Source organism: Arthrobacter sp. Y3221157 (assembly GCF_059089865.1).
The window spans coordinates 1-16147 of sequence record NZ_JBNHFD010000092.1 but is presented as its reverse complement, the minus strand read 5'-3'; the positions used below and the strand labels follow the sequence as shown (position 1 = coordinate 16147).

General features: G+C 66.0%; 13 protein-coding genes and 2 pseudogenes. 8 read left to right on the top strand and 7 right to left on the bottom strand.

The features are described 5' to 3' along the window. From AC5RTT_RS17415 to AC5RTT_RS17405, 3 genes and pseudogenes are all read right to left on the bottom strand, one after another. Positions 1-624: pseudogene (locus AC5RTT_RS17415) on the bottom strand (glycoside hydrolase family 65 protein); the annotation flags it as partial. A gap of 123 nt (positions 625-747) precedes the next feature. Continuing rightward, positions 748-1485 carry an HAD family hydrolase gene (locus tag AC5RTT_RS17410; protein WP_494146241.1) on the bottom strand — a complete coding sequence of 246 codons (738 nt, stop codon included), beginning with the start codon at positions 1483-1485 and terminating at the stop codon, positions 748-750. Positions 1486-1910: 425 nt separating this feature from the next. Further along, positions 1911-2528: an alpha/beta hydrolase gene (locus tag AC5RTT_RS17405; RefSeq protein WP_494146240.1), complete on the bottom strand. Its 618-nt coding sequence runs from the start codon at positions 2526-2528 to the stop codon at positions 1911-1913. A gap of 161 nt (positions 2529-2689) precedes the next feature. On the opposite strand from AC5RTT_RS17405, the gene AC5RTT_RS17400 reads away from it, so the two are divergent. From AC5RTT_RS17400 to AC5RTT_RS17380, 5 genes are all read left to right on the top strand, one after another. Beyond that, positions 2690-2947: a DUF6458 family protein gene (locus AC5RTT_RS17400; protein ID WP_494146239.1), complete on the top strand. Its 258-nt coding sequence runs from the start codon at positions 2690-2692 to the stop codon at positions 2945-2947. A gap of 350 nt (positions 2948-3297) precedes the next feature. Then, complete coding sequence (locus tag AC5RTT_RS17395; protein ID WP_494146238.1) at positions 3298-4104, top strand: DeoR/GlpR family DNA-binding transcription regulator; 807 nt, start codon at positions 3298-3300, stop codon at positions 4102-4104. Beyond that, complete coding sequence (locus AC5RTT_RS17390; RefSeq protein WP_494052656.1) at positions 4101-5093, top strand: 1-phosphofructokinase family hexose kinase; 993 nt, start codon at positions 4101-4103, stop codon at positions 5091-5093. The genes AC5RTT_RS17395 and AC5RTT_RS17390 overlap by 4 nt, the downstream gene beginning before the upstream one ends. A gap of 2 nt (positions 5094-5095) precedes the next feature. Further along, positions 5096-7204, top strand: coding sequence for a PTS fructose transporter subunit IIABC (locus tag AC5RTT_RS17385; protein WP_494146237.1), 2109 nt, complete (start codon positions 5096-5098; stop codon positions 7202-7204). Between the two features lie 62 nt (positions 7205-7266). After that, positions 7267-7545, top strand: coding sequence for an HPr family phosphocarrier protein (locus tag AC5RTT_RS17380; RefSeq protein WP_494146236.1), 279 nt, complete (start codon positions 7267-7269; stop codon positions 7543-7545). A 115-nt stretch (positions 7546-7660) separates the two neighbouring features. Here AC5RTT_RS17380 and AC5RTT_RS17375 read toward each other — a convergent pair whose 3' ends face one another. From AC5RTT_RS17375 to ku, 3 genes are all read right to left on the bottom strand, one after another. Next, positions 7661-7876, bottom strand: coding sequence for an SRPBCC family protein (locus tag AC5RTT_RS17375; protein ID WP_494146235.1), 216 nt, complete (start codon positions 7874-7876; stop codon positions 7661-7663). Continuing rightward, complete coding sequence (locus tag AC5RTT_RS17370; protein ID WP_494146234.1) at positions 7876-8721, bottom strand: class I SAM-dependent methyltransferase; 846 nt, start codon at positions 8719-8721, stop codon at positions 7876-7878. Before AC5RTT_RS17370 ends, AC5RTT_RS17375 begins: the two co-directional genes overlap by 1 nt. Before the next feature lie 117 nt (positions 8722-8838). Continuing rightward, positions 8839-9984 (bottom strand): non-homologous end joining protein Ku, encoded by a 1146-nt coding sequence (ku, locus tag AC5RTT_RS17365; RefSeq protein WP_494146233.1) that lies wholly within the window; start codon positions 9982-9984, stop codon positions 8839-8841. A 40-nt stretch (positions 9985-10024) separates the two neighbouring features. On the opposite strand from ku, the gene AC5RTT_RS17360 reads away from it, so the two are divergent. Next, a complete protein-coding gene (locus tag AC5RTT_RS17360; RefSeq protein ID WP_494146232.1) occupies positions 10025-12613 on the top strand; it encodes an ATP-dependent DNA ligase in 2589 nt (862 codons plus the stop codon). A gap of 127 nt (positions 12614-12740) precedes the next feature. Here AC5RTT_RS17360 and AC5RTT_RS17355 read toward each other — a convergent pair whose 3' ends face one another. Further along, positions 12741-12995 (bottom strand): hypothetical protein, encoded by a 255-nt coding sequence (locus AC5RTT_RS17355; protein ID WP_494011742.1) that lies wholly within the window; start codon positions 12993-12995, stop codon positions 12741-12743. Positions 12996-13603: 608 nt separating this feature from the next. Between AC5RTT_RS17355 and AC5RTT_RS17350 the strand changes: the two genes are divergently transcribed. Together AC5RTT_RS17350 and AC5RTT_RS17345 are read left to right on the top strand one after the other, a co-directional pair. After that, positions 13604-15223 (top strand): MFS transporter, encoded by a 1620-nt coding sequence (locus AC5RTT_RS17350; RefSeq protein WP_494052650.1) that lies wholly within the window; start codon positions 13604-13606, stop codon positions 15221-15223. Between the two features lie 233 nt (positions 15224-15456). After that, positions 15457-16147 (top strand): annotated as a pseudogene (locus AC5RTT_RS17345) (hypothetical protein); the annotation flags it as partial.

The window sequence follows — 16147 nt, the reverse complement described above, 5'->3', positions numbered from 1 at the left end:
GTCGAGCCGCAGCGGCAGCAGCACGCGCCCGGCGTGCCGGCCCGCACGGCGCGGATCATGGACGGAGTGGTCCTCGACGGGCTGGTCCTGCCGGTTGATAACGGAAGACGTCACATCCAGTGACACCTCCTGGTCCGTGGCAACCGAGAGGGAGATGCCCAGGCTGCCCCGGGACTCGAAGCCCACGGCCCGGCGTTCCGTGGTGGTCACGGTGGCGCCGGAGCGGCACTGCCACGTGATCCGGCACTCGTACACGCCGGTGGCAAAGTCGAGGGTCCGCCGGTAGTCAAGAACCTCGGATTCGGCGAGGCTGAGGGGCTCACCGTCAACACTCACGGTGAAGTTGTTGGCATCAGGGATGTACAGGATGCGCTGGCCCGTCCGTGCGAACCCAAAGGCATTCTCGGCGTGCTTGATGTCCCAGATCTCGTGCAGTCCGTTGATGAAACTGCCCGGCAGCTCAGCGTCCGCGGCGGCCCAGTGCGCGCCCCGGATTCCAAGGTGCCCGTTGCCGAGGGCAAAAAGCGTCTCCAGGGTTCCGGCGTCGCCCGGCGCGTGGCGGGCCTCGACGAGCTGCCAGGGGATATTCGGGAACCGCTCGCGGTCTGCGGTGATGAGTGCCATGGTGTTGGGGTCCTTTTGGCGTTTACTGAGCTGCCGGCCGTGCCGGCAAATGTTATTCGAAGGGGGTGCGGTGCCTGGATGGCTGCTGCGGGGAAACAGCTGCCATCGTCCTGCTGACGGTGGTTAGGGCACCAGTTCCTGCAGGTCCTGGACCACCAGCGTTGCCCCGGCGTCGAGGAGGGTCTGCCGGCCGGCGCCGCGGTCCACGCCGATGACCGAGTGGAACGAACCTGCCTGGCCTGCCTGGACTCCGGACACGGCGTCCTCCACCACAACGCATTCCTCGGTGGCCAGTCCCAGCAGCCGGGCAGCGTATTCGTAGGTGGCGGGGCTGGGTTTGCCGGGCAGGCCTTCCTTGGCCGCCAGCACGCCGTCCACCACCACGGGGAAGTGGTGACTGAGCCCGGCGGCTTCCAGGACCGCCGGCGCATTCCGGGAGGAAGAGACGACGGCGACCTTCAGCCCGCGTTCAAGCGCGGCCCGGAGGAACCGCACCGAGCCCTCGAACGGTTCGACGCCAGTGCTGACGATGTCGTTGAAGATGCGGTTCTTCCGGTTGCCCAGGCCCTGGACGGTGGAGTTGGCCGGATCGTCATCCAGGGGGCCTTCGGGGAGCACGATTCCCCGGGAGGCCAGGAAGTCGCGGACGCCGTCGAAGCGCGGCTTGCCATCAATGTGGTCGAAGTAGTCGCTTTCGCGGTATGCCGCCACCTCCGGTTGTGAGGCGAGGTAGCCATCAAACAGTTCCTGCCAGGCCTGTTCGTGCACGGTGGCCGTGGGGGTCAGCACGCCGTCCAGGTCGAACAGGATGGCAGAAGCGCCGGTCCAGGCGGCAGTCTCTGTGGCAGGCGATGCAGTCATCTGCGGTTTGTCCTTTCAGACGGCGGGCAGCCGTGAAGACGGAGTATGGGGGAGGTGGCTTCGGTGCCCGGGTGACCAGCAGAGGCGCGGCTGCCGGCGGAAATTGCTGCGGCGCGGGGTCCCTGCTGGTCCAGATACGTCTTCCATCATGTGCCTGTTGCCGGTGAAGGACAACTTGGGGGAACAGAAATCTGCCGCGTCATGCTCCGATGGGGTGCCGGCACGAACCGGGACTGCGCAGGCTCGTGGCGGCGGTTTGTTGCCTCCATGTCCCTCGCCTCCTTATCCGCCCAGTTCAAAGCCTCATGAGTTGCCGAAGATGAGTGTAAGCGCTTACAAATTTGGCGTGCAACTGTTTTTTTGCAGTTGGTGACGCGGGTCTGAATGTGACGGAAATCGCACGCCGGAATTCCATGTTTCAGCGCTCAGCGGAGGATGTAGTGGCGGAGGAAGGCGCTGACGTCAACCATTTCCGCTTTTGACATTGCATGCCCCATGCCGGGGTAGGTCCTGCTGGTCAGGAGGGTGTTCTTCTCGAGCCAGTCCGCGGTGTAGGCGATGGCATCGTCGTTGATCACGAGGTCCGCCTTGTCGCGGCCCCAAAAGAAGGGCGGCTTGGCGTCGAAGGAGTCTGTGAGGGCCAGCAGTTCGTTGTTCAGGACGAAGCCGGAGAGTCCTACTACCGACGTATAGGCGTGGGGATGCAGCCGCAGCAGCGTGCTTGCCATGGCCATGCCCTGCGAGTATCCCATCAGGCTGACGCTCGTGTGCTGGCCCTTGACTGTATTGACCCACCCATGCACGGCATTGGTGGCCGAGATGACATCGGCGAAGTCGTTGACCAGGAAATAGTCCAGCAGGAACCAGCCGTAGTGGTCGCCGATGGGCATCGGGGCCCGGAGGGCGGCGAAGGTGAATTCGGAGGGGAGGTAGTCAAAGAGCCGGACCATGCGGGACTCGTCCGTACCGTAGCCGTGCATCATCACCAGCAAGGGAGTGCCTGCGCGCTGGTCCTCGGGCTTGGACCACACAACCGTTTCCATCGGACCAGCCTAGCCAGCCGTTACAGAGATGAAACGCGCAGCGGCCTCCCACATCGTTGATCAGGGCCCCACAGGGCTGTAGCGTTGCGATTAACAGACAGCATGCTTAGCATCTGTCGCGGGCTAAGACAACGCCCATCCTCGACCAGAAGGAGCAAGACATGAGAATCGGATCCTCCATTTTCCTTATCGCCCTCGGCGCCATCCTTGCCTGGGCGGTTGCTCCGGGCCTGATCCCCGCCGTCGACCAGGTGCTCATCGGCTACATCCTGATAGCCGTGGGCGTCATTGGGCTGATTGCATCCCTCATCCTTGCCTCCCCCGGGCGCAGCCGGCGCATCAGCGAGACCCGCTCGGTGGTGGATCCGAACACCGGCGAGCGCATCACGCGCAATGAAAGCCGGGACGGCGGGCTCTAGCCCACCCGAAGCCCTAAATAAAGGCACGACATGCCTGGGTCACCAGATGCCCTACACACCCGGGAGGCCGGGCCGGACCACAGCGGTCCGGCCCGGCCTTCGCTTTTCCCGTTGGATTTTTTGTCCAAATAAAGCGACTTCCAGGGCGGATAAGTCGCCTTATCTGGACAAGAGCTCTGGGGTCGGGGTCGGCGTTTTGTTTCGTGTTGGTTTCCATTGACAAACCAACAGAAGCAAAGATAAAGTCAAGTAACCCAACATCATGTGATGTCAGTCACCCAGCTTCGGAAACCCCGAGCAGCGGCCGCATCGCTAATCCCAGCACCAGCAACCTACGCAACGGAGGGTATGTGTTCGCCGAGGAGCGCCAGCAGAAGATTGCCGAGCTTGTTGCCGGCAGCGGCCGGGTCAGCGTGACCCATCTGGCCGAGCGCTTCCGCATCACCACCGAAACCGTCCGCCGGGACCTTGCCACCCTTGAGACTGCAGGGACAGTACGCCGCGTGCACGGCGGCGCCGTAGCGGCGGACCGGTTCAGCACCACTGAGGAAAGCATCACCGACCGCGCCATCCAGCGCCCCGACCAGAAAAGCCGGATCGCCGAGGCCGCGCTTGCCCTCATCCCCCGCAACAAGGCCGCCAGCGTCCTGCTTGACGGCGGCACCACCACCGAAGTCCTGGCGGACATGCTTTCCCGCCGCTCCGCCGTCGATCCAACCGAATCAACTGAACTCCGGCCCGAACTCGTGGCCATAACCCACGCCGTGCCCATCGCCGCCAAGCTCTCCAATGTCCCCGGCATCGCACTGCAGATCCTGGGCGGCCGGGTCCGCGGAATCACCCAGGTAGCCGTGGGCCAGGCCACCGTGGACTCCGCGGCAAGAATCCGCCCGGACATCGCCTTCTTAGGCACCAACGGAATCCACGCAAGCTTCGGACTGAGCACTCCCGATCCTGAAGAAGCCGCCGTCAAGGCGGCCTTCGTCCATTCGGCGCGCCGCATTGTGGTGCTGGCCGATTCCTCCAAGCTGGACACGGAAACCCTGGTCCAATTCGCCTCACTGAAAGATCTGGACACCTTGATTACAGACAGCGAACCAGGCCCGGAACTCGCAGCCGCCCTGGAAGAAGCCGGCGTTGACGTGGTGATCGCATGATCGTCACCTTCACCGCAAACCCCAGCCTGGACCGCACCGTGGCCCTGCCCGGCCCCCTGGAACGGGGCGAGGTGCAGCGCGCCGTATCCGTCAGCCAGGAGTCGGGGGGCAAGGGCGTCAACGTGTCCCGCGCCCTGGTGGCCTCCGGCCTGGAGTCCATGGCCGTGCTCCCGGGTGCGGACAGCGATCCCGTGCTTGCCGGCCTCCGGGACAGCGCCGTGCCGTTCGCCTCGCTGCCCATCGACGAGCCACTCCGCACCAACGTTGCCCTCACCGAGCCCGGCGGCGTGACCACCAAGATCAACGAGCCCGGCCCCGCCCTGGATGAAAACCAGCAGGAGGCCCTGCTCAAGCTGCTGCTGGAGACGTCCCGCGGTGCCAGCTGGGTGGTCCTGGCCGGCTCGCTGCCGCCGGGCTTCCCGGCCGATTTCTACGCAACGGCGGCCCAACGCCTGCGTTCATCCGCCGACGGCGCGTCCCCGGAACGGACGCCGCTGATCGCCGTCGACTCATCCGGCCAGCCACTCGCCGCCGCCCTTACCGGCGGCGCGGCAGGCATGCCGGACCTCCTCAAGCCCAACGCCGAAGAACTGGCAGAGTTGGCCACCGCGGCCGGTTTTGCCCCGGCCACCGCTGACGAACTGGAAGCGGACCCGGTGGCCGCAGCGGCAGCCGCTGCCGCTGTCGTTCGAGCCGGTGTGGGTGCTGTGCTGGCAACTCTCGGATCCAAGGGAGCTGTCCTGGTAACGGCCGACGGCGCGTGGCTGGCCACGCATCCGCCGGTCACCGCAGTCAGCACGGTGGGCGCGGGCGATTCCGCGTTGGCCGGCTATCTGCTCGCCCACGGCCAGGGTGCATCCCCGGCCGATTGCCTTCGTCAGGCTGTGGCCCACGGTGCCGCAGCCGCCTCCCTGCCCGGTTCTACAGTTCCGGCAGTACACCAAACCACCCCGGATGCCGTAACCATCACGGCCCTTCGAAAGGATTGACAGTGACCCAGCTCATCACCACGGAACTGGTCGAGCTCGACCAGAACCTGGGCAATTCCCCCGAGACGGTGATCCGGCACCTGGCAAGCAAAGTAGCTGCCACCGGACGCGCATCAGAAGTTGAAGGCCTCTTCGCAGACGCCTTCGCCCGGGAGCAGAAAACTGCCACTGGCATCCCCGGCGGCATCGCAATCCCGCACTGCCGCTCCGCCGCCGTCATCGAGCCCACGCTGGCCATGGCCCGCCTCGACCCCAAGGTGGACTTTGGCGCCAAGGACGGTCCCGCGGACCTGATCTTCTTCATCGCAGCACCGGATGGAGCGGACCAGGCCCACCTCAAGCTCCTGTCCAAGCTCGCCAGGTCCCTGATTAAAAAGGACTTCACAGCGGCGCTGCGCAACGCTTCCTCCCGCCAGGAGATCGTGGAACTGGTGGACGGTGCGCTGGCTGACAAGCCCGCAGCCCATGCCGCTGCAGCTCCGGTAGCTGCCGGTGCCGTTGCCGGCACCGGAGCGGGCACCCTGAACGCTTCTGGGCAGTCCGGAGCTTCCGCCGTGGCAGACTCGGGATCTGCTGGTTCCGCCCCCGCTGGTCCGAAGCGCCTTGTTGCCGTCACCGCCTGCCCCACCGGCATCGCGCACACCTACATGGCAGCCGATTCCCTCGTCGCTGCGGCCCAGGAAGCCGGCGTTGACCTGCAGGTTGAAACCCAGGGTTCCTCCGGTGCCAAGCCGCTCGATCCCGCCGTCATCGCGGCTGCCGACGCCGTCATCTTCGCAGTGGACGTGGATGTGCGCGGCAAGGAGCGCTTCGCCGGTAAGCCTGTCATCAATGCGCCCGTGAAGCGCGGGATCGACGAGCCCGCCAAGATGGTCCAAGAGGCGCTCGCCGCAGCTTCGGACCCCAACGCCCGCCGCGTCCCGCACTTCGGAGCCGAGGAACAGGCCGACCAGGCTGCAGCCGAAAAGGGCGAGCACATCGGCCAGAAGCTGAAGAGGGCCCTGCTGACTGGCGTCAGCTACATGATCCCGTTCGTTGCCGGCGGTGGCCTGCTGATTGCACTGGGCTTTCTGCTGGGCGGCTACCTCATCACCGATTTCGCGGACACCATCGTGACCACGAATAGCTTCTTCAACCTGCCCACTGAATACCCGGAACAGGCCATCGGCCCGCTGGGTGCCTACCTCGGCGCCGTTCTGTTCAAGATCGGCGCCCTGTCCATGGGCTTCCTGGTCCCCGCGCTGGCAGGCTACATCGCCTACGCCATTGCTGACAGGCCCGGCATCGCCCCCGGCTTCGTTGCCGGTGCCGTAGCCGGATTCATGGGTGCCGGCTTCCTGGGCGGCATCGTCGGCGGCCTACTGGCCGGTTACATGGCGCACCTGATTGGAACCTGGTCTGTTCCCCGTTGGCTGCGCGGCCTGATGCCCGTTGTCATCATCCCGTTGCTTGCCTCCATCTTCGCCTCCGGCCTGATGTTCCTGGTTCTTGGCGGACCGATCGTTGCGCTCACTGAAGGACTGAACGGGTGGCTGTCGGGCCTTACCGGCGCCAGCGCCATCGCCCTGGGCGTCATCCTGGGCCTCATGATGTGCTTCGACCTCGGCGGCCCGGTCAACAAGGTCGCTTACGCCTTCGCCGTCGCCGGCCTTGGTGCCGCAACGTTGGACAACCAGGCCCCGTGGCAGATCATGGCAGCCGTCATGGCCGCAGGTATGGTGCCGCCGCTCGCAATGGCCCTGGCATCAACGGTCTTGGACAAGAAGCGCTTCAGCCTGGCTGAGCGTGAAAACGGAAAGGCAGCATGGCTGCTGGGTGCTTCCTTCATCTCCGAAGGGGCCATCCCGTTCGCAGCCGCTGACCCGCTTCGCGTAATCCCTGCCAGCATGCTGGGCGGAGCAGTCACGGGCGCAATCTCAATGGCGGCGGCCGTAGGATCCAAGGCACCTCACGGCGGTATCTTCGTGTTTTTCGCCATCGACAACTTCCTGATGTTCGTCGTGGCGATTGTGGCAGGAACTATCGTTACCGCGCTCTCAGTGATCGCTCTCAAGCGCTGGGCCGTCCGCCAGACCGCTGATACCGTGGAGAGCGTTCCCGCCACGGTCTGACCGGCCAATCATTACTTATCCGGCACTGGACCAACAGCAAGCCGAAAGACAAAGGAGCAGCAATGCCAGAACGCACCGCAACCGTCGCCAGCCGAGTAGGCCTGCACGCCCGCCCCGCCGCCATCTTCGCCGAGGCGGCCGGCGAGTTCGACCTCGACATCACCATTGCCCGCGAAGGTGAGCCGGCAGACGAGGCCATGGACGCGGCAAGCATCCTTTCGCTCATGAGCCTGGGCGCCTCGCACGGCGACAAGGTAGTCCTCCGAGCCGAGGGCGACGGCGCCGACGATGCACTGGAGCGCCTGGTCCGGATCCTGGAAACGGACCACGACGCCGAGTAGCAGCCTCGCTGCTTTCGAGCACTGAGCCGGCGGCCGCCGTCGGGCCTTCCTTTGGGGAAAGTCCGACGGCGGCCGCTTGGCTTAATGCGCCTGCCCGCCTGGCGGGGACGTCTCATCAGCCGCGCTCGACGATCGCCTTCACGTCGCCCACCAGTTTGTCCCACATGCCCTTTGCGTGCGCGGCCGCCTGTTCCGTGGCGTTGTTGTCCTGGGCGAGCGTGAGCCGGGTCCCCTGGTTCTGCGCCTCAAGTGTCCAAGTGAGGGTGTGGTAGTTCTCCGGGATGTCCGCGTCGATGGCGACGGACGGGGTCGCAACGTGGCCGCCGGCCATCACTGCGCCTTTTTCGCCGTGAACAGGAGGTACTCCCATTCCATCTGGAAGGGGGTGTCACCGTGGGCGTCGCCGAAGGAGTCGGCGAGTTCCGTGAGCGCGGCATCGAGGGCTTTGACCTTGTCCGCGTCCTCACCGATGAACTTGTAGACCGAGATGGTGGGGCCGTAGTGGGACTTGAAGTAGCGCACGAAGTCGGCCGGCTGGTGGAAGCTGCGCACCGCCAGTGTCTGCTTGCGGGCCTTGGCTTCGGTGATGCTGTTCCCCAGCAGCTCCCGGACGTGGTCCTCGCTTCCCCACAGCGGCGCGGGTTGCGCACCGGGCGGGGGCGGCGGTGCGAAGGGTTTCATGGCGGCAAACATCCGGCCGATGAATCCTTCCGGGGTCCAGCTGAGCAGGCCGATGGTCCCGCCGGGTTTGCACACCCGCACCAGTTGATCGGCGGCTTTCTGGTGGTTTGGCGCGAACATGGCGCCCAGGCAGGACATCACCACATCAAACTCGGCGTCGCCGAACGGCAGGGCCTCGGCGTCCGCCTCCTGCCAGTCCAGGCTCACTCCCCTGTTTGCCGCCTCCCGGCGGCCCGCCTCGAAAAGCTCGGGGGTGAGGTCGCTGGCCACCACTTTGGCGCCCATCATCGCCGCCGGAATGGCCGCGTTCCCGGAGCCGGCCGCCACGTCCAGAACCCGGTGGCGGGACGTGATTCCGCAGGCTTCCACCAGGATGGCGCCCAATTCCAGCAGCATCTCATCCGCCAGGGCCGGGTAATCCCCTGACGCCCACATGGCCCGATGCTTCTGTTTGAGAGCCCGGTCCGCCTCCGCCGCTTCCGTTTGGTCGTTCATGTCCGCGCCCCTCTGCCGTTCCGTTCGGGATGAGTGGCAGCACGCTGTGTGCACAGCGGAGGCTGCGATTCAGCCATTGTGGACGTGCGGGCACTGGCTGTAAAGGGATCTGCGGGATTATGCGGGTTTGCGGGCTTTGGTTGTGGCCGGCTTCGACGCCGTGGTTTTTTCGGACGCCGTCTTGGTGCCTGTGCTCTTGGTGGCTGCGGTCTTGGCGGCCGTCGTCTTGGAGGCTGCGGCCTTGGTGCCGGACGTTTTCGTGGCAGCCGGTTTGGACGCCGTGGACTTTGAGGCCGTGGTCTTCGCCGTGGTGGACCTTGCAGTGGTGGATTTGGCAGCGGTGGATTTGGTGGTTCCTGATTCTGCAGTCTTCGCACCGGAAGACACGCGCGATCCGGAAGCCCTGCGGGCAGGCTTGGCCGGCTCCTCTTCCACTTCTTCCTCGTCCGATTCCTCGGCTGGGGCAGCGGCCCCGCCCCCGCGCTTCTTGTCCAGGCTCCGCTTCAGCGCCTCCATCAGGTCGATGACTTCGCCCTTGCCGCCTTCGCCCGCTTCCACACCGAAGGTTGCTTCCGTATCCAGCGACTCCCCCTGCTCAAGCTTGGCTTCGATGAGCGTGCGCAGCTGGACCTGGTAATCGTCCGTGAAGGATTCGGGGTCGAAATCCGCCGCCATGGACTCCACCAGCGCGGCGGACATCTCCCGTTCCTGGGGCGAGATCTTAATGGACGCGTCCAGGGCGGGAAAGTTGGCTTCCCGCACCTCGTCCGGCCACAGCAGGGACTGCAGCACCAGGACATCGTCCTTGATGCGCAGCGCGCCCAGCCGCGTCTTCTCCCGCAGCGCGAACTGCACAATGGCCACCCGGTCCGTGTCCTCCAACGCCCGCCGCAGCAGCACGTACGCTTTGGGCGACTTGGAGTCCGGCTCCAGGTAGTAGCTCTTCTCGAACATCATGGGTTCAAGCTGCTCGGACGGGACGAACTGCACCACGTCGATCTCGTGGCTGTTCTCCGCCGGAATGGCCTTGAGCTCATCCTTGGTGAGGATCACCGTCCGGCCGTCTTCCTCGTACGCTTTCTCGATGTCCGAGTAGTCGACCACCTCGCTGCACACCTCGCACCGGCGCTGGTAACGGATCCGGCCGCCGTCGGCATTGTGAACCTGGTGCAGACTGATGTCATGATCCTCAGTGGCGCTGTAGACCTTGACGGGCACGTTGACCAGCCCGAATGCGATGGCACCCTTCCAGATGGCTCTCATCCCTACAGTCAACATCAGTCCGGGCCGGAGGTGAAGACCCATGCCCGCAGGTAAGGATCGTGTCCGGGTGGCGGGCCGTGAACTGACGCTCACCAACCTGGACAAAATCATCTATCCGCAGACCGGAACTACCAAGGCGGACGTCCTGGCGTACTACGCCGCCGTGGCCCATGTCCTGATTCCCGCCGCCGCCAACCGGCCGGCAACGCGGAAACGCTGGGTCAACGGAGTGGGGACCGCGGAGCATCCCGGAGAGGTGTTCTTCCAGAAGAACCTCGAAGATTCGGCGCCAGGCTGGCTGCCCCGCGCCGCCATCACGCACAAGGACCGGACCATCTACTATCCGCTGGTCAACGATCCCGCCACGCTGACATGGTTCGGACAGATCAACTCACTGGAGATCCATGTGCCGCAGTGGCGCGTGGATTCGCACGGCAACCAGCTGAACCCGGACCGCCTGGTCCTGGACCTTGACCCGGGTGAGGGCGCGGGCCTGCCGGAATGCCGGGAGGTGGCCCTGCTGGCACGGTCCATCCTGGAGGACGTCGGGCTGGACCCTGTCCCCGTCACCAGCGGCAGCAAGGGCATCCACCTGTACGCGCCGCTGGACGGGACGCAGACCTCGGACCAGATCTCCGCCTTCGCCCGCGAACTCGCCCGGGCCCTGGAGACCGACCATCCGGACCTCGCCGTCAGCGACATGAAGAAGACGCTCCGGAAAGGGAAGGTGCTGGTGGACTGGAGCCAGAACAACGCAGCCAAGACCACCATCGTGCCGTACTCCCTGCGGGGCCGGCCCACGCCCATGGTGGCCGCCCCGCGGACGTGGCGCGAGATCAGCTCCAGCCGGTTGAAGCACCTGGACTACCACGAGGTCCTGCGCCGGGTGCAGGACGGGAAGGACCCGTTCGCCGTCGTCGTCAGCGCGTCCGGACAGGCAGCGGACCACGGGTCCGGAGACGGCGGGTCAACGCACGGCGGGCTAACACGGGGCGGGTCAGCAGCGGGCTCCGAAGGGCACGACGCGAATCCCCGGCTGGCCAAGTACCGGTCCATGCGTGATCCGAAGGCCACGCCCGAGCCGTTCAGCGGTGCGGCCGGAAGCGGCGACGCGTTCGTCATCCAGGAGCACCACGCCAGCAGGCTGCACTACGACCTCCGGCTGGAGCACGACGGCGTGTTGGTGTCCTGGGCCATCCCCAAGGGCGTCCCCGAATCCGGGGGCAAGAACCACCTCGCCGTGCAGACCGAGGACCACCCGATGGACTACCTCACGTTCCACGGCACCATCCCCAAGGGGGAATATGGCGCCGGTGAGATGACCATCTGGGACACCGGCACCTATGAGCTGCACAAGTGGATCAACGGCCGCGAGGTCATCGTCACCCTCCACGGTTTGGAGGGCGGCGGGCTGGGCAGCCCGAAGAGGTTCGCGCTGATCCACACCGGCCGCGGGCAGGGCAGGGATGCCGAGGGGCAGTGGCTGATCCATCTCATGGACAAGGAGCAGGCAGGCGGACGGCGGCGGTACGCAGCCCCCGCGGCCGGGCAAGGGGAAAGTGCCGGGGATCCAGCGGGGAAAGCTGCCGGGCCGAAGGCCCCTTCACCGGCAGCGGCGCAAAAGGACGCAGCATCGACGGAAGCCGCGACCAAGGCAGACACCGCTCCCTCCCCCGAAGATTTCGGACCCATGATGGCCACTGCCGGTGACCCGGCAGACCTGCAGGGCAGCGACTGGCAGTTCGAGCTCAAGTGGGACGGCGTGCGGGCCATCCTCGTGGCCGACGCGCAGCGCGTCCGCATCTTCAGCCGCAACGGCAACGACGTCACCCGCACCTACCCGGAACTAACGGACCGCTCCTGCTGGCCCGAGCAGCCCTTCGTGGCCGACGGCGAGATTGTGGCCGTCGGCGGGGACGGCCGGCCCGACTTCGGGCTGCTCCAGGGACGCATGAAACTCACCCGGCCTGCCGACGTCGCAAAAGCCCGCACGGCCATCCCCGTCCGGCTGGTTCTCTTCGACCTGCTGTCCGACGGCGGAACGGACCTCCGCCGGCTTCCGCTCAGCAAGCGGCGTGAGCGGCTGGAGGAGTTTTACCGCCCCTCCGGCTGCCCCGTGGACCTCTCGCTCGTGCTGGACGACCGCATCGACCACATCCTCGAGAGCGCGCGCGAGCTGGGCCTCGAGGGGGTCATGGCCAAGCGGACGGACAGCCGCTATGTGAGCGGGCAGCGCACCCGCACCTGGATCAAGCTCAAGATCGAACAGACCCAGGAAGTGGTGGTGGGCGGCTGGCGGCCGGGCAAGGGCGGCCGCCAGGACACCGTTGGATCGCTACTGGTGGGTATCCCCGACGGCGACAAGCTGCAGTATGTGGGCCGGGTGGGCAGCGGCTTCAGCACGCGCGAACTGGCCGAACTCCGGCAGACGGTGGAGCGGCTGGCCAGGAAAACGTCACCCTTCCGCGACGTCCCCCGTCCCGATGCAGCGGACGCGCACTGGGTGGCGCCGCAACTGGTGGGCGAGGTGACGTACAGCGAGTGGACGGGCCCGGGGCGGCTGCGGCATCCACGGTGGCGCGGCTGGCGGCTGGACAAGGATCCGTCCGAGGTGGTCCGCGAGACCTGAGACGAACCACTGACGCGAAGATTCATCCGCGACGCGAAAATTGCCTGGCGCCCCCAAATAATGGGATCACCAGGCAATTTCCGTGTCGATAGCTGTTATATGTGGCGCCGGCGGAAACCGGCCAGGCCTAGGACGAGTGCGGCATCTGCGGCCGGCTTGTGCGGTGCACGGCCGTCACCGCTGCTTCGTGGCCCATCCTCCCCTGTCCGGAGCCGCGCTCCTTCGGGTGCCGGCGCTTCCCGTTGCCGTCCGGCCACGAGTTCTGCCTGGGCATTCCCGTCCCGCCAGTGATAGCCGGTCCGGGCAGGTCCGGAGTGTTCATGGCCGCCGCAAGGTGGTCTGCCAGCTCGGGTTTGATGTGGGTTTCACGGTTGTCAGCCATGTGATTTTCCTTTCCGCAGTGAACTGAAGTGTTGCCCGGCGGCCGGGGCCCCGGGGAACCGCTGGACGCGCCAGCGGAGTTGCGCAGCCGGCCTGCTGCCGGGACATCCCCGGCTCACGATGCGCAGGCCTGAAAGGAACGGCGGGGTGCAGCCGGACGCTGTCCGGGCACACAGGTCCGCCTGCTTAAGAAGAAGGTTTTTCCATTGCTCCACCATAGGCACCGGGCAGCCGCCTGTGAACCCCTTTGCCCCGGGATTTGGAAAGGCCGACGGCGGCATGCCGGCAGGTAGGAAATGGCCGCCTTCACGACAGGCACAGGCCATGGCCCCGATCACACTTAGGGTACGGGCGTCCGTCCAAAGGGGCATAAGGGGCGGCTGCGCCGAAAAAGATTTGGTAACGATGGCCACATCATCTTGTATTCCCTGCATTGGCGCGGGAAGAAGCGGGAACGTCACCCCGAATCGCACGCTGGAACAGGCCCAAAATGGTCGATGCTACGGCATTCCGGGGCCGTGCGCTACGGAATTCCCGTAAAATTGAAGGCCTGCCCGGAGCGGGGCAGCTACAAGTCGCAAGCAAATGACCTCCCCAGGAGTTGCCCAAATGCCCACAGACCGAAGCATGACCGACTCTTCAGCAGGCGCCAGGAACGCCAGCGGAACAGATCTGGCAGCCCCCAAGGCTGCGAAAAAACCACGGCGGCTGCCGCGCCGCCGGCTTAAGGAATCCGACGTCAACGTGGTGAACCAGCCGATGCTCAAAAAGGCACTCGGCGGAACCATCGTGGGCAACACCATGGAATGGTACGACGTAGGCGTCTTCGGCTACCTCATCACCACCATGGGGCCTGTCTTCCTGCCGGAGTCCGACCCCACCACGCAGACCCTGTTCCTGCTCGGAACCTTCGCTGCCACGTTCATCGCCCGTCCCCTGGGCGGCGTGATCTTCGGCTGGATGGGCGACAAGATGGGCCGGCAGAAGATCCTTGCCGCCACCCTCATGCTGATGGCCGCGAGCACGTTCGCCATCGGCCTGCTTCCCGGCTACGCGCAGATCGGGCTGTGGGCCGCAGGCCTGCTGGTACTGCTCAAGATCGTCCAGGGTTTCTCCACCGGCGGCGAGTATGCGGGCGCCACCACCTTTGTCAGCGAGTACGCCCCGGACAAGCGCCGCGGTTTCTTCGCGAGCTTCCTGGACATGGGCAGCTACCTGGGCTTCGCCCTCGGCGCCGCGCTGGTGTCCGCCCTGCAACTGGGGCTGGGACAGGCCGCCATGGAGGAATGGGGCTGGCGCATCCCGTTCCTGGTTGCCGGTCCGCTGGGCCTGATCGCCGTCTACTTCCGCAGCAAGATCGAGGAGTCCCCGCAGTTCCAGGCCACCCTGGACGCCCAGGAGGACATCGCCAAAAACGCTGCCGCCTCCGATGACGCTGCTGCCAAGGGCCCGGTGGGAATCGTCAAGGCCTACTGGCGCTCCATCATCGTTGCGATGATCCTGGTGGCCGCCGCCAACACGGCAGGCTACGCCTTGACCTCCTACATGCCTACCTACCTCACGGAGTCCAAGGGCTACGACGAGGTGCACGGCACCCTGCTGACCATCCCGGTGCTGGTGGTCATGAGCCTTTGCATTCCGCTGACGGGCAAGCTGTCCGACCGGATCGGCCGCCGTCCTGTGCTGTGGATCGGCGCACTGAGCACCGTCATCCTGGCCGCCCCGGCGTTCATGCTCATCGGCATCGGTGAAGTCTGGTCCACCCTGGCCGGCCTGGCCCTGATCGCCTTCCCGGTGACGTTCTACGTGGCCAACCTGGCCTCGGCCCTGCCTGCGCAGTTCCCCACGTCCAGCCGTTACGGCGCCATGGGTATCGCCTACAACTTCTCCGTGGCCATCTTCGGCGGAACCACACCGTTCATCGTGGCGGCCCTGATCAGCGCCACCGGCAACGACATGATGCCTGCCTACTACCTGATGGGCACCTCCCTGGTGGGCGCGGTGGCCATCTACTTCCTGAAGGAATCCGCCCAGCGTCCGCTCCCGGGCTCCATGCCCAGCGTGGACACCCAGGCCGAGGCCAAGGAACTGGTGGCGACCCAGGACGAGAACCCGCTGATCGACCTGGACGAGCTGCCGTTCGAAACCCAGGACATCCAGGACGCAGTTGCCGCCGGCAAGGATTCCCCGGACAACTCCCAGGACCAGAAGGTTCCGGCCGGGGTCTAGCACCTTCGTGCAGCCCGCGCTTCCACAGGGCCCGTCCGGCATGCTTCCTTGGGGGAGGCATGCCGGGCGGGCCTTCGCCGTGCTCGGGCGCCAGGCTGCCGCGCCCGGCACCACGCGGATGTCCTTGTATGACCGCCTGCTGCCGGAGGAAATGACTCCCCCGGCACTGGCCCGGGATAATTTCCGGGAAATCAGTAGAAGACAGGCAAGGGAACAGGCGGGGACAACAGGCCATGAAGCGCGTAGCGGAACAGGTGCGCGCCCTCCACCGGCTGGAACCTGCCAGTAACGACCACCTGGCCGCACTGCGGGTGGCCGCCGGTGTGGCAGTCCCGTCGCTGCTCCTCCTGGCTGCAGGCCGGACGGACCTCATCATGTACGCGGTGTTCGGTGCGCTGACTGGAATGTACGGACGGGCCGAACCGCACCAGCTGCGGCTTATCCACCAGGCCCAGGCCGCCCTCGTGCTCCTGGGCGGCGTTACGGTGGGCGTTGTCCTGTCCGTGAACCACCTGCACTCCTGGTGGCTCGTTGCGGTGGAGGCCGTGCTGGCCGGACTGGGGTCCGCCTACTCGGACCGGGTCCGGCTTAAGCCCAATGGCCCGTTCTTTGCCATCCTCGCCCTCGGTGCCTGCGCATCCGTTCCCATGCTGGTTCCCTGGTACGCCGCGCTGCTGATCGCGGCCGGGTCCGCCGCTTTCTCCATGGTTATCGGTTTCAGCGGCTGGCTCCGCCGCCGCACCTGGCAGCGGGGCGCCTCCCGGAGCCTCCCGGCGGGGGCAAGGCACCGGGAGACGCTCGTCCACGCGGCGCGGTATGTGCTGGCAGTGGGAGCCGCGGGAACCATCGGCGATCGCCCTGTTAGAGGCCTCGACACTGTGCGGGGCCGTCGGAATGCTGAGGTCGCCACCATGGAAGGGAAGC